Origin of the sequence: Pseudarthrobacter sp. W1I19 (assembly GCF_030817835.1) — a bacterium.
In the GTDB taxonomy this organism is placed as follows: Bacteria; Actinomycetota; Actinomycetes; order Actinomycetales; family Micrococcaceae; genus Arthrobacter.
On sequence record NZ_JAUSZR010000001.1, the window covers coordinates 881,960 to 895,741 of the forward strand.

Consider the following 13,782-nt stretch of genomic DNA (forward strand, 5'->3'; position numbering starts at 1 on the left):
GAGAACCACGCTGTCCCCTCCGCGTCCATCCCGCACCAAGAACCCCCAATAAAGGAAACCCTGCCACTTGGTGCGAAGCCTTCTCCTGGTCTAAAGGAGAAGAAACTCAACAAAACGGACGAATTGACGTTTTGGTCAACTCATTCAAGAAGTCTCGTCCTGCGGCAGGCGAAGGTCAACACAATTTTTTATCAAGGCCCATGCGTGACGCGAAGGCCGCTCGGGGCGGCCTGGTGGGACAGGCAGGGCCTGTCCGGGGACCTGCACGGCTCAGTCCTCGCTGCCGTCCTCGCCGATGCGCAGTTCCTCCAGTGCGGCTTCCAGGAGCGTCATTTTGCAGGTGCGGGCCACCGTGATGAGCCGTCCGGCTGCCGCCTCGGGGCTGCAGCCCGTCCGCGCAGCCATCGCCTGGCACGCGTCCGCGATCACCGAACGCGAAACCAGTGCAGCTTCCGGCGCCGAAAACCGCTCGCCCCACAGGGACGTGAACGGCTGCACTTCCGGCGTGGGGCGCAGGGAACTGACCGCCTCCCCCGTCCGGGCCTGAAGCACCGACCTGGCAGCGGCCAGCAGTCCGGCTGCTTCCGGGTACGCCAGCCGGTAGACCAGCCGGCCACTGGACCGGAGACACTTGATCAGGTGCTGCCCGCGCATCTGGGTCAGATGCCGGGACAAGTGCGAGGGCTTCAGCCCAGTGCCGTCGCACAGCTCCGGGATGGTGCACTCACCCTCGGTGAGCAGCTCCAAGATCTGCGCCCGGGCCGGGTGTGCCACGGCCTTGAACAGCTCCGCCGCAGCATCCATAGACCCGCCGGCGTGCCCGTCGGGAACAGGTTCCACCGCAAGGGCCTGCTGGCTCTCCGTCCCCACGTCATAGCTGCTCATGCGCGTCGCTCCTTTGGGCCCCTATATGCCATTATCCTCCGCCCCCGGTCCGCCGACCTGAAAAACAGCCCCCTGCATCTCAGTATTTGCCCCCTCATTTCCAATTTGTCCATGGCCAGCTTCAGTAAGCTGGCTCACAAAGACAATTCGTCTCCGTGCGCAGCCAGAATCAAGCAGCTTCTCCACGATTCCTCCAGATGCTGGATACGAAACCTGCTGCGGGCAGATACTGGGAAGGAATAGTGGCAACAGAAGGACGGAACAATGACGATCTCCGCAGACCACACCGCACGCGAGCATGCCAGCCCGGTGCCGGCAGAGGATGCCCTCGCCGAGGCTGCCAAGAAGTTCGGCATCACGGCCGAGGACTACATGCTCCCGGCCCGGCACCAGATCGAAATGGTGGACCCCGAGGGCCGGCTCAAGCCCGAAGGCGAGCAGGGCACCGAACCCGGCCACGAGTACCCCTTGCCCGGCGATGAGGAACTGCTGGCCGCATACGAACAGCTCGTCGTCGGCCGCCGCGTCAATGACCAGAACTCGGCACTGGTCCGGCAGGGCCGCATGGCCGTGTACCCGTCCAGCCACGGCCAGGAAGCCTGCCAGGTGGCGGCCGCCCTGTGCCTGTCCGACGGCGACTGGATGTTCCCCACGTACCGCGACGCCGTGGCCGTGATGACCCGCGGCGTGGACCCCGTGCAGGTGATGACCATCTTCCGCGGCGACTGGCACGGCGGGTTCGATCCCCTCAAGCACAAGGTGGGCATCCAGTGCACGCCGCTGACCACCCAGCTGCTGCACGCCGTGGGTGTGGCCCACGCCGCCAAGCTCCGCGGCGAGGACACCGTGGTGCTGGCAATGTGCGGCGACGGCGCCACCAGCGAAGGCGACTTCCACGAGGCCCTGAACTTCGCCGCCGTCTTCCACCTGCCCGTCATCTTCTTCGTCCAGAACAACAAGTACGCCATCTCGGTGCCGCTGGCACACCAGTCCGTGGCGCCGTCGCTCGCGCACAAGGCCGTGGGCTACGGCATGGCCGGCGAACGCGTGGACGGCAACGACGTGGTGGCGCTCCTCGCGGTCCTGGACCGGGCCGTGAAACTGGCCCGGGAAGGCTCCGGCCCCCTGCTGGTTGAGGCCAACACGTACCGCATGCAGGCCCACACCAATGCCGACGACGACACCCGCTACCGCGAGAGCGCTGAAGTTGCCGAGTGGCGGGCGAAGGACCCGGTGAACCGGATGCGCGCCTACCTGACGGACCGCGGCCTGCTGGACGACTCCGTTGAGGCGCGGATTGCTTCGCACGCCGAAGCGGTGGCCACCCAGCTGCGTGAAGGACTCAGCGAGGACGTGCCGGTGGACCCGCAGGAGCTCTTCCGCCACGTCTTCGCCAAGCAAACGCCGCAGTTGAAGGAACAGTCCGCCCTGCTCGCCGACGAACTCGCCCGCGACGCAGCAGCCGCATCATCTACTGAGGAGGCCGGCAAGTGAGCCCCACCATCACCACCTCGTCCGAGGCCAACGGCAACGTTTCTGCCGCTACCGCCCGGGCAGCAGCCTCCGCCGCTGCGTCTGCCGAAGCGGCCGGCCCGCAGCCGGTCACTCTTGCCAAGGCATTGAACACGGCTTTGGTTGATGCCATGCAGGCGGACCCGTCAGTCCTGGTGTTCGGCGAGGACGTGGGGACGCTGGGCGGGGTGTTCCGGATTACCGACGGGCTCACCGCTACGTTCGGGGAGCAGCGCTGCTTCGACACCCCGCTGGCCGAGTCCGGCATTGTGGGCATGGCCGTGGGCATGGCCATCAACGGGATGCGACCGGTGATCGAGATGCAGTTCGATGCGTTTGCCTACCCGGCATTTGAGCAGATCGTCAGCCACGTGGCCAAGATGCACAACCGTACCCGCGGCGCGGTGAAGCTGCCTCTTGTTATTCGTGTGCCCTACGGCGGCGGCATCGGGGGAGTGGAGCACCACTGCGATTCCTCCGAGGCCTACTACGCCCACACCGCCGGCCTGAAGGTGTTCACCCCCGCCACCGTGGCGGACGGGTACCGGATGCTCCGCGAAGCCATCGACTCGGACGATCCCGTGGTGTTTATGGAGCCCAAGAAGCTCTACTGGTCCAAGGACCTGGTGGATTTGCCTGCGCTGCGGTCCTCTTACGTGGAAGGCACGACGGCGGGCCTTGCCACTGAAGGGCGCGCCGCCGTCGCGCGTCCCGGCACTGATGCGACGCTGATCGCCTATGGCCCGTCCGTCCCCACCGCGCTCGCCGCGGCCGAGGCGGCTGCATTGGAGGGGCGCTCGCTGGAGGTCATCGACGTGCGGACGATTGTGCCGTTCGACGACGCCACTGTCTGTGAGTCGGTGCGGAAGACCGGCCGGGCCGTGGTGATCGCCGAGGCGCACGGGTTCGCATCCGTGTCCTCCGAGATCGTGGCCCGGGTGCAGGAGCGATGCTTCCACTACCTGGCCGCCCCCATCCGCCGCGTCGCCGGGTTCGACATCCCGTACCCGGCGCCCAAGCTTGAGAAGTACTACCTGCCCGGCGTGGACCGCATCCTCGACGCCGTCGACGACCTTCAGTGGGAGAACTGATTTTTATGAGCCAGACGCGTGTGTTTTTGTTGCCGGACCTGGGCGAGGGACTGACCGAAGCCGAGCTGGTGTCGTGGCACGTTTCGGTGGGGGACACGATTTCCGTGGACCAGCCGATCGCCGAGGTGGAGACCGCGAAGTCCACTGTTGAGGTGCCTTCGCCGTATGCCGGGATTGTGGCGGAGCTGCACGGACAGCCGGGGGAGACCCTGGACGTGGGGCGACCCCTCATTTCGGTGGTTGAGCCTGTCGAAACCTCCGAACCGGTGGTTGAGCCTGTCGAAACCGAGCTGGGGGACCCGTTGGTTGAGCCTGCCGAAACCGAGCTGGGGGACCCGTTGGTTGAGCCTGCCTCTTCGGTGGTTGAGCCTGTCGAAACCAAAGAGGCCGAGGCGTACCGCGAGGAGGAGAAAGCCGGGTCCGGCAACGTTCTTATTGGCTACGGAACTCCGGGCGGCCATGGCGTTGCTCGACGTACCCGCGCTCCGAAGGGATCAGTATCGGTGGTTGAGCCTGTCGAAACCAAGCCTGCCCGTCCGGTGGTTGAGCCTGTCGAAACCCAGGACGACCTCTCCCTCTTGCGCACCCGCGTCCCGGGCAAACTTGGGGCAGTCATCTCCCCGCTGGTCCGTCGTATGGCACGGGAGCACGGCGTCGACCTCGGCGAGCTCCCCGGCTCGGGCGAGGGTGGCCTCATCATGCGCAAGGACGTGGAGGCGGCGATTAGTGCCCCGTCGGTTGAGCCTGGGGCCACGACCGCAGGATTCCCTGGCCGAGCTAGCGAGGTTAGGGAGCGGGTGGGGAGCGAAACCCCCGAGGCTCCTGGATCTCGACAGGCTCCATCACCGGAGGGCAAAGACGCCCGCACGGGCCTCGCAATTTCCTCCCGCACGCCGGTCAGGGGAGTGCGCAAGGCTGTTGCCGCAACCATGACGCGCAGCCGGTCGGAGATTCCCGAAGCAACCGTCTGGGTAGACGTTGACGCCACTGCCCTGGTTGAGCTCCGCAAGGAACTCAAGACAGGTCGCTCAGAAGTGCCCGGCCTGCTTGCGTTCATAGCCCGCTTCGTCACTGCCGGACTCAAGAAGTACCCGGAGCTGAACACCCGGATCGAAACCGCGGCCGACGGGTCACAGGAGATTGTCTCGTTCGACGGGATCAACCTCGGCATCGCAGCCCAGACCGACCGCGGCCTCGTGGTCCCGTCAGTCCACGCCGCGGAGAAGCTGACCGCCAGGGAGCTGGACGCGGAGATCCGCCGGCTGACCGACGTCGCGCGCCAAGGCAAGGCGACCCCCACGGAGCTGGGCAGCGGGACTTTCACGCTCAATAACTATGGGGTGTTCGGCGTGGACGGCTCCGCGGCGATCATTAACCACCCGGAGGTGGCCATCCTCGGCGTCGGCCGGATCATCGACAAGCCGTGGGTGGTGAACGGCGAGCTGGCTGTCCGCAAGGTCACCGAGCTGACCCTCACCTTCGACCACCGCGTCTGCGACGGCGGCACGGCCGCAGGCTTCCTCCGCTTCGTAGCCGACGCGATCGAAAACCCGAACGGCCTCCTGGCGGACATCTAGTAGCAAAACTGGTGGTTGAGCCTGTCGAAACCCCGAGGGCTTCGACAGGTTCAACCACGTCCTGTCATTGGAGTGAGCGGAGGTCCCGGGAGTCCCGGCTCAGGCGGGCAGAGGCCAGAGCCATACCTTTTGAGAGCCGCTTCGGGACGAAGGACCTCGGAGAAATTGCACCTGGCTCGGCAGCTGCACACATCATCCGAAACGGAGCAAAAGCAAACTCCACAGGGTTCCATCCGCGTAACCGCATTCGGAGCAGGATCATCTGGGTCGGAGGTCAGGAACTACGCTGCCTACAACCCCGGCACCGGAGAGCTTGAATGACGTCGCCGGCAATGGTTCGGCCTGGCGGTGCCTGCTGCTGCAGAACACCGCCAAGCGCTGAAACCGTCGGAGGGTTTACCCCGACCGAGCCCTGATCAGCTGGACCCAGCTCCCAGTTGCACATCCGTGCGAGTCAGGCCTACACCCGCTACTCTGCACGGCTCGACTCAAGGGCAGCGACACCTTTCGGCAGGAACAGCTCAACGATCAGTCAAGCTTCCCAAAAGACATGCGTTGGTTTCCCTCTTGAGGTGTGTGCCAATTGACAGTCCCGAACAGTTCCACAACAAACTGGTCGATGCGGAGCCGTTCCGTAAGAACTCTCAGAAAGCGGTCTTGTTGCCAGAGGTGTACCTACTGGTACTGAGGGGGTTGCCTGCCAAGTCGGTGAGGCCGGACGCGGGATCGTACGACGGGAACCCGGGGGCCGGGCTGGCAATAGACCCCGAGGCGAGAGCTCCGAATTTGATGGTCAGTACCTTGGTTGCGGAGTCCCACGTGAGGGTGGAGGCATTGTTGCCATTGCCGGAGAATGTCGCTGCCGTTGCTCCCACGTAGTCGGCTCCCAGCGAGATTGTCCCCAGGCTAAGCCCGGTGCAGCCGCTGGTTGAGAAGCTGATGGTGTCGAACGTGGGGGCGGGCGCGTTGGACAGAGTCACCGTTCCCGCCAGGCTGGCACCTGTCCAGCCGGGGCAGAACTTCGACGGGTCCATGGAGTCAGTGAACGTAATGGTTAGGAGGTCGCCCCTGTCCAGGCCCCCCTTGTTTCCGTCGGTGCCGGTGATGCTGAAGACGGCGGGGACCGCGACGTCCTTGGTGTTCGGGCCAGGGGCAGTGACGGCGGCACTGTTGCCGGCCGCGTCTGAAGTTGCCGCGGAGAACGTCAGTGATCCGTCACTGAACCCGGTAACGTCCAGCCCGGTTACGCTCCACGTGCCGAGCGTAGCCGTTGCCTGGCCAATCACCGGGGGTCGGCCGGTGCCGCTGACGGTCAGGGTCACCACAACTCCGGCTTCGGCGGTGCCGCTGACCTGCAGGTTGGGCGCAGTTAGGCTGTTGACGTAGCGGGGGGCGGCCAGCACGAGCGCGGGGGCTTGGGTATCCTTGGTGTCCGTGGCGGTCGTCGCAGAACCGGTGTTGCCGGCCGCGTCCTGCACTGTGACCGTGTACGTGACCGCTCCGTCTTTGAGTGAGCCGAGATTGAGGACCATCGACCAGGTGCCGTCGCTGGCTGTTGCCGTTCCTGTTACCGGCTGGACTGATCCCGGGCTTGTGGCTGAAACTGCTACGGTTGCCCCGACTTCAGCGCTCCCGGAAATGTTGACGGAGGGAGCCGTGGCGGCGTTTACATAGATCGGGACCTTTACGGCCTGCGCCGCAGCCGGGGCCACAGTGTCCTTCGTGCTTGTGGATGTCTTGGCAGCGCCTGTGTTGCCCGCAGCGTCCGTTGCCATGGCCGAGAACGTCACAGTTCCCTGGTCCAGGCTCCGCAGGTCCAGGGCGACGGACCAGTTCCCGCTGCCATCCGCAGTTGCTGTTACCGGGGGCGTGGAATGGGCGGCGCCCGCGTCAGCCGCGGTGAGAGTAACTTCCGCGTTGGCCTCCGCTGTGCCTTTGAGGGGCACCCCGGCGACGTTACCGGAATACACGTAGGAGGGGACGGTAGTGAACACCGGCGGGGCCGGTGCCTGAGTGTCTATGCGCACGGTCTGGTTCTGCGCAGTCCCGGCATTGCCCGCATTGTCGGTGGCGAAGTAGGACACCGTGTGTGTTCCGTCGCCGCTGGCAGGGACTAGGGCGGACGCGCCACTCACTGTCTGCTTCGCGCCGCCGTCGACCGCGTACGTGATGGAGGCGACGCCGGAGCCGGCTGCGCCGTCGTCGGCCGTGATGGTCAAGGTGACGGGGCTGGTGTTTATCCACCCGGCGGCGTTAGGCGTTGGCGAGACCGACTGCACGGTGGCTACCGGGGCGGTTGCATCGGTGCTGATGCCGGTGCTTCGAGGGCTTTCGGAGCCCGTCCACAGGGCGATAGCCGGGGTGACGGTGTAGTACCAGATGCCGCCGGGCACATTCTGTTCCGTGCAGGTCAGCGTGATGACGGTCCCGGCGCAGCCGCCGGTGGCCGCTGTTCCCGTGCCGCCGGTGGCGGCCAAATACCTGGTGACTGTGTACCCGGTGGCAGGGCGCCCGTTCACTGTGGTCCCGCCGGCCCAGGTCACAGACACTGCAGAGCCGTTTGCGGCAACCGCGGGCTGGGATCCCGGTGACAGGGCGTCGGCGGCGGCAGCGGCATTGCTGCTGCTCGTGAGGGAGGCCCAAAAGCCATAGGCCGCGGTGGCCGTGCCCAGCAGGAGCAGGAGTGCGGGGACGATCCACGCCAACCGCGACAATGGGAGACGGAGGCCCAGCGGCATCTTCCGGATGGCGAGGCTCATTTGCGCACCTCCACCGTGACGGGAAGGTGGAAGGTAGCGCCCTGGCAGGCTGCGAGTGAGGTGGTATCCATGGCGGCCGATCCGGGAAGGGTGAGCAGGGTGGACGAGTTTGCCCCGACGAACGTTGCCGGGGCCAGCGGTGCTGCGGCTCCCGTGAAGGTAACCCCGGTGGTTGTGCAACCGCTGTGCGCCGGGTCTGCTGTAGCCGGACCGCTGGGGGAGACCCGGTACACCTGCACGGCGTAGGGGTTGGGGTTGGTGAGGCGGAGGACGACGTCGGCAGTACCGCCCGGGACAAGAGTCGCCCCGGGGCCGTCCCCGGCCACGAGCGCGTCTACGGAGATGGCCTGCATGGTGCCGGCAGCGGCGGATCCGCTGCCGGTTCCTGCGCTGCTCCAATACGCGTAAGCCGTTCCGGCGCCTGCGGCAATCAGGCCTGCGGCGAGGGCCGCTGCCTTGAGGCCGTGGCCGGCCTGGGCCGTCCTGGTGCTGGTCATCTCAGTTCCCCTGTCCTGATCCTGAGTACGTAAGTTGGAGGTTTGCGCCTTTGCAGCCGTCCTGGTTGGCGGAGGTGTCCAGCATCGCTACCTGGGGCCAGGCGGAAGGAGGGATGCGGAGGCCGGAAAGGGAACTGCTGCCGGTGGGGGCGGTGACCGGATAGGGGCCGCTGTACTGGGTGACCCTGAAATCAGCAGGGGTGCAGGGGAGGTTCCTGGACAGGGCGTTCGCGCTCCTGGTGACCCCGGCAACGGCGACGGAGATATTGGCCAGGGACAGCGCCTTGTTGTTGGGGTTGTTGATCTGCAGGTCCAGACCTGCCGAGGTGCCGGGGGAGAGGGTATCGGGGACGTTTCCTGAGAGGACGAACTGCTTGACGGTGGAGTCCAGCACGAGCTGGACGTTGGCGTAGGAATACTGTGGCTTTCCGGTGGAGTCCTTCCCGCTGCCCACCAAATACAGGTTGTAGCTTCCGTTGGGGGAAGTGGCGGTGGTGGTCACCTGCAGGGTGGTGGAGTTGCCGGTGGCGGGGTTCGGCGAGAATGACGCAGTGGCGCCGGAGGGCAGGCCGCCCAGGACGCTGAAGCTTACCGGGCTGGAGAAGTTGTTGCGGGTCAGCTGCAGCGAATAGACGGCGGTGGCACCCGGCGGGACGGTGAGCGAATCGGGAGTGGCGGCCACGGAGAAGGCAGTGGACATTTTGTAGTTGACGGTGAGGCCCGCGGCCACGCTGCCGGAAGTCTTGCCGCTGGTGCCCGTGATGGTCAGGGTATTCGTGCCCGCCGGAGTATTCGCGGCGGTGGCGACGTTCAGGGTGGCTGTTGCCGTGGACCCGGAGCCCAGGGCCACTGAAGACTGCGAGAAGGTTCCGGTTGCGGCGGAGGGTAGCCCGGCGAGGGCGAGGTTCACCGCGCCACTAAAGCCGCCAGTGGAAGTAAGGGACACCGTGTAGGTGGCGCCCTGTCCCTGCTGGACCGACTGGCTGGCCGGGGAGACCTGGACGGTGACGCCCGGTTTGGGGTTTTGTGCTGCGCCCAACAATGTCCCTGCGCTGGTCAGGAGCACGGCGAGGCTAATCAGCGCCACCTTTATTGCTTTCCGCAGGCGATGCTGCGGGTGTCCGTCCTTGTTGCGCACCGAATGCCCTCTCCAGTTGTTGCAAATGACTGCAAGCCGGGAACGGGTTTTCACCCGTCCCCGGCCCGTAGGTCTGGCTATTTGCTGGTGACGCTCACGGTGATGGTGGCACCCTTGCAGGCATCCTGGTTGGCCGTTGCGCTGTCTGTGAAGCTAAGTGTGCCGGTGCCGAGCGGTGCGGTGGAATTTGCCGCTACCGAGGTAGTGCCTGTGGGTGCGGTTGCGGTAATCCAGGAGACATCACAGGCCGGCTTGTCTGTGGTCACTGTGGTGGTCAGGCTGCCCACCGTGGTGCTCGAGGAGTTGGGGTTTGTTGCGGAGTAGCGGATGTCCTCAGATCCACCGGGAGCAAGGCCCTGCTCAAACTCAACGCTGATTGTTACCGGTGACGTTCCGGACGATGCTGCCGCCTGTCCCGAACCCGAGCCCGTAGTGCTCCAGTAGGCGTAGGCGGCACCGCCGCCGGCTGCCAACAGCGCGGCGGAAACTGCAACAGCGGCGACTTTGCTCTTCTTGGTCATAGTGCGCATGGAAAGACTCCTTGAGTGTGTGATTGAGAACCCGTTCCCCCATAAGCGGCCCCGTCCAGGCACCATTCGGTGGATCGATGACCCCATATTTTCGGTTGAAGACCGCCGCAACAACACGTACCGGTACCCGAAAACCCGGGCAACCAGGCAGGGCACTACTTGGGTTCGGACGCTACTACTCGCAACCGGTGCCAGTATTCGGATTTGTGGCGGGTGCGTCTTGGCCCTCGAATAAAGGCCGCGCCACCCTAAACGGGTAGTGCAGCGAAGGCAGGTTGCCGCGTAAGAGTGGGATGTGGGCTGCCCGCCAAAACTTCTGGTCCACTTGCGCAAACCTGGTCAGGAACCCCGTGCTGCACAAATCTTGACTCAATCTGCGGGCGATTCTTACAGGACCCAGAGCCTTCGGGTCGTAGCTTGGGGTCCATCAGGGCAGGACATCACGAAGGAGTGGCGGAATGACTATCACCGAATACGCCGTAGCACTGGGCGGCATGCTGGCATCACTTGCGGGCGTGGGACTCCTGGCTGCAGGACTGATCAAGGCGAAAGGGCCGCCACTGATCTAGCGCGTATCCCCAGATCGTCGAACACCAGGAATGTCGGATGTCGAGGACGCCCGGCATGGACTGCAGTTGGTCGAAGATGACCCGGCGCAGGTCGATGTTGTCCACTGCGCGACAAGCAGGATCACGTCGAAGTCACGGCCTACCAGGGCCACGTGGTGCACCTCCGGGATGGCGCCGAGCTGGTGTCGTGGCACGTTTCGGCCACTGTTGAGGTGCCTTCGCCGTATGCCGGGATTGTGGCGGAGCTGCACGGGCAGCGGGGGGAGACGCTGGATGTAGGGAAGCCGCTGATCTCGGTGACGCCTGTTTCTACGGGTATCGCCGCAAATGATGCCGCCCGGCCCCTTCGCCGGGCCCCTATCTGGACAGGATGTCCTCCGGCTGGGGCAAGGATGTCGGCCGTGATCGCAGTCGAGAGTTGGCTCTCCGCAATATGAACATGGGGAGGTCGACTTATTGACTCCTATCGTTCCTGTCGGCATTCTCATATCTATCTCTCCGCTGCGCTCCGATGCGTGGGGAAAAGTCCAGGCCGAATATCGATAGGGCCTGATTCACTGCGGCCATTTGCCGTCCTCAGGGTTCGCCCGTTTCTTATGTCGACGTATGGTCTCCGCCGCGCTGGTTGTACGTTTCCCTGCCGCAATTTAGGAGATCTTGATGTTTGGAAAATCTATCCGTTGGCTTGCGCCACTAGCCGGTATGGCTGCGGTGCTTTTTGTAGCCCCCTCTGCTGGAGCAGCGGTCAGCAGGCCTCCCCAGCTGCAGGATTTCTCTTTCAGTCTGGACGCGCATAAAAAACAAGGCTGTTCTTTCGATGTAACAGTCACGGGCACCGGCGGGAAAATCACGCAGATAGTACTTCGCGACGGCCGTATTTTCACCGCGGGGAAGGGAGTGCTGTTGACATATACCAATGACACAAACGGCAACACTTACTCGGTCAAAACTTCCGGATCAGTAGCTAAGTATGAGGCGAACGCGGACGGGACGGCAACGGCAACTTACACAGGCCATAACGGATTTGTCTATTTCGGGAATGATGCCCCTGGCGCTGGGATCACCCAATACGTCGGAACGCTCGTCCTTACTTTGGAGTCCCTGGAGACATTCAAGGTGCTTTCTGTCGACGCCACATCAGGCAGCTCCGTTGATGTTTGCGCAGCTATTGCCTAGAAGAGTGTAGAGGTGCCTTAGGTGAGGCGTACGACGGCGGCGCGTGCCGCCGTCGTACGCCTTCCATCCGGGCAGTAACGCCGCAGTAACGGCCTGTGTGAGCAAATGCGAAATGCCTACCAGGCATGAGGAGCAAGAGTGAACTCGGGCAGGGTTCCGGGACGCCGGCCGGACGCGCAGCGCAGCCGTGGATCGCCCCTGCCTGCAGCCGCCCGGCCCAGCACCTTCCGGCGGAAGCCGCCTTCAGCTCCCACGACGGGGGTGGATCTCAGCCATTCAATAATTCAGTGGTTTGCCATTATTGCGCCCTTGACCACTATCGCCACCGCGCTGGCATTTTGGTTTGGCTGGACTATGACGGCTACCCGCACCGCATATTTCGGCATAGATCAAAGCATTCTCGAATACTCGACCGTAGACTATCTGTTGCGAAGCGCCGACGCGATTATCGTGCCTGCGATATCCATTCTTCTCATCAGTGTTGTCTGTATTGGAATTCACGCCCTTACACTCAATATCATTGGCCGGACCGGCGTACACAGGTACATTCTCTTCGGGGCGTGGGTAGTCCTCTCTGCCGGCGTTCTTGTCACCACGCTTGGCGTGTGGGTGATGTTTGAGGAACCTCCTTTCGTTACCCCTTTCCTCTTTGAACCGGTTGCCCTGGGCAGTGGCGTTGCGGTCAGCGCCTACGCTTTTTGGGTCCTTCGGAGGCTGGCCACACCAACCGGCCAAGGGCGCAGATATCTGCCCATGTGGGAGAAACTCGGCTACGTGTGCACCGTGCTGCTGGTGGTACTGGCCCTGTTCTGGGCCTGCTCGCTCTACGCCGCGGCCCTGGGTACAGGCAGGTCCCGGGAATATGAACGCGAGCTGGCTAAACGCCCCTCCGTGGTTGTTTACAGCGTCCAATCACTGGCTCTGGCGAGCCCGGTCCGGGAGGACAGGATTCCGGACCCGGACGCAAAGTATCACTTTAAATACACGGGACTGAAGTTTGTCACCAGGAGCGCCGATAAGTTCTTTCTTCTTCCCGAAGGCTGGCGGCGCGAGAACGGCGTTGCAATCATTCTGGAAGAAAATCCGGAATATCGAGTCGAATTCGTTCCAGGAGGCTGAGAGTTGAGACATTCAGCAATGGAAATGTGCATTGCTTGCCTTCTTGGCGTGGCCGTCCTATCTTCCTGCACAGGCCCGTCCGGAGGCGCCCGGGATACCAGGACCGAGGACTCGCAGCCGGTAGTTGAGAACCGGGTGCGGATTGGCGAGGACACCTGGATAGTCCAGGCCGCGCAGACCAACCCCGTGGCTGTTGCCGGCACGGTTGAATCGATAGAAGTCACCAACGGCACTGATTCTGACGTGAGCGTGCCCGACGTCGGCCTAAACAACACGGCGTTCCGCGTCATTTTCAACGGCTGCACGGGAATCTTGAAGCCAGGTAAAGCGTGCGTGGTGCGCGGGGAATGGACCACTACCAAAGTGCGGGAGGCGAACCTGGAAGTATCCGTGGCCGAACCGGACGCCCAGGAAGGATCAGTGAGGAAGGGAATTTCTGTCCCGCTCCCAGTGGCTGGGGCCGCCACCGGCAATGCAACCTTGCCACCCACCACAGGGTCCATGTCCGGGCCCGCGCCGTCGCCGTCGACCACCTCTCCGTCGCCGTCACCGTCGCCGACGCCGTCGGCAAGTTCCGGGTCCGCTACGCCGGCGCCTGTAACGACCACCGTCAGGCCCACGACGGGAAGGCCTGCCCTCGGGGCACCCTCCAGGTAACTTGCTCCAACCCTGAGGTAAAGCTGCTTTCCCCCTATGACACCTTTTTTGACCGATAGGAGAGAGTGCACTCTCCCTATCGAAGAAGGGGGTAGCAGCTTATTGACACCACTGTTCGTACTGAGGATGCTCATTCATACCTGCCTCATCCTTTTGACAAATCGGAAATCAGGTTTCCATGGGCACCGTGGGCTGTGGGGAACTAAAACTGGACTTACTTCGGTCCTGGCGGCTTCGCCGGGACGATGAAATTCTCCATGTTGCAACACGCC

The 13,782-nt window shown here is 63.8% G+C and carries 12 protein-coding genes and 1 pseudogene; 7 read left to right on the forward strand and 6 right to left on the reverse strand.

Annotated features, from left to right (window positions below; all coding sequences use genetic code 11):
• Nucleotides 1-270: 270 nt before the first annotated feature.
• On the reverse strand, nucleotides 271-885 hold the full coding sequence (locus QF038_RS04105) for a helix-turn-helix transcriptional regulator (RefSeq protein WP_307609012.1): 615 nt from the start codon (nucleotides 883-885) through the stop codon (nucleotides 271-273).
• A 264-nt stretch (nucleotides 886-1,149) separates the two neighbouring features.
• Between QF038_RS04105 and pdhA the strand changes: the two genes are divergently transcribed.
• The 3 genes from pdhA to QF038_RS04120 are packed head-to-tail and all read left to right on the forward strand — an operon-like array spanning nucleotide 1,150 to nucleotide 5,065.
• A complete protein-coding gene (pdhA, locus tag QF038_RS04110) occupies nucleotides 1,150-2,379 on the forward strand; it encodes a pyruvate dehydrogenase (acetyl-transferring) E1 component subunit alpha (protein WP_307609014.1) in 1,230 nt (409 codons plus the stop codon).
• Nucleotides 2,376-3,488, forward strand: coding sequence for an alpha-ketoacid dehydrogenase subunit beta (locus QF038_RS04115; protein WP_307609016.1), 1,113 nt, complete (start codon nucleotides 2,376-2,378; stop codon nucleotides 3,486-3,488). Before pdhA ends, QF038_RS04115 begins: the two co-directional genes overlap by 4 nt.
• Nucleotides 3,489-3,493: 5 nt before the next feature.
• A complete protein-coding gene (locus QF038_RS04120) occupies nucleotides 3,494-5,065 on the forward strand; it encodes a dihydrolipoamide acetyltransferase family protein (RefSeq protein WP_307609019.1) in 1,572 nt (523 codons plus the stop codon).
• A gap of 644 nt (nucleotides 5,066-5,709) precedes the next feature.
• On the opposite strand, the gene QF038_RS04125 is transcribed toward QF038_RS04120, so the two are convergent.
• The 5 genes and pseudogenes from QF038_RS04125 to QF038_RS04145 all read right to left on the reverse strand — a co-directional run.
• Nucleotides 5,710-7,824, reverse strand: coding sequence for an OmpL47-type beta-barrel domain-containing protein (locus tag QF038_RS04125; RefSeq protein ID WP_307609020.1), 2,115 nt, complete (start codon nucleotides 7,822-7,824; stop codon nucleotides 5,710-5,712).
• The gene (locus QF038_RS04130) at nucleotides 7,821-8,321 is read right to left on the reverse strand and encodes a hypothetical protein (RefSeq protein WP_307609022.1); all 501 of its coding nucleotides are present in this window, start codon (nucleotides 8,319-8,321) and stop codon (nucleotides 7,821-7,823) included. Before QF038_RS04130 ends, QF038_RS04125 begins: the two co-directional genes overlap by 4 nt.
• Nucleotide 8,322: 1 nt before the next feature.
• Entirely contained in the window at nucleotides 8,323-9,408 is a 1,086-nt protein-coding gene (locus tag QF038_RS04135) for a hypothetical protein (protein ID WP_307609024.1), read from the reverse strand.
• Nucleotides 9,409-9,536: 128 nt separating this feature from the next.
• Nucleotides 9,537-9,989 carry a hypothetical protein gene (locus QF038_RS04140; protein ID WP_307609025.1) on the reverse strand — a complete coding sequence of 151 codons (453 nt, stop codon included), beginning with the start codon at nucleotides 9,987-9,989 and terminating at the stop codon, nucleotides 9,537-9,539.
• Between the two features lie 540 nt (nucleotides 9,990-10,529).
• Nucleotides 10,530-10,746 (reverse strand): annotated as a pseudogene (locus QF038_RS04145) (Lrp/AsnC ligand binding domain-containing protein); the annotation flags it as partial.
• Nucleotides 10,747-10,794: 48 nt separating this feature from the next.
• Between QF038_RS04145 and QF038_RS22275 the strand changes: the two are divergent.
• The 4 genes from QF038_RS22275 to QF038_RS04165 all read left to right on the forward strand — a co-directional run bounded on the left by QF038_RS22275 (nucleotide 10,795) and on the right by QF038_RS04165 (nucleotide 13,510).
• Nucleotides 10,795-10,995 carry a hypothetical protein gene (locus QF038_RS22275; RefSeq protein WP_373461618.1) on the forward strand — a complete coding sequence of 67 codons (201 nt, stop codon included), beginning with the start codon at nucleotides 10,795-10,797 and terminating at the stop codon, nucleotides 10,993-10,995.
• Between the two features lie 223 nt (nucleotides 10,996-11,218).
• Nucleotides 11,219-11,734 (forward strand): hypothetical protein, encoded by a 516-nt coding sequence (locus QF038_RS04155; protein ID WP_307609026.1) that lies wholly within the window; start codon nucleotides 11,219-11,221, stop codon nucleotides 11,732-11,734.
• 309 nt (nucleotides 11,735-12,043) lie between these two features.
• The gene (locus QF038_RS04160) at nucleotides 12,044-12,853 is read left to right on the forward strand and encodes a hypothetical protein (protein ID WP_307609027.1); all 810 of its coding nucleotides are present in this window, start codon (nucleotides 12,044-12,046) and stop codon (nucleotides 12,851-12,853) included.
• A gap of 48 nt (nucleotides 12,854-12,901) precedes the next feature.
• On the forward strand, nucleotides 12,902-13,510 hold the full coding sequence (locus tag QF038_RS04165) for a hypothetical protein (RefSeq protein ID WP_307609028.1): 609 nt from the start codon (nucleotides 12,902-12,904) through the stop codon (nucleotides 13,508-13,510).
• Nucleotides 13,511-13,782 lie beyond the last annotated feature (272 nt).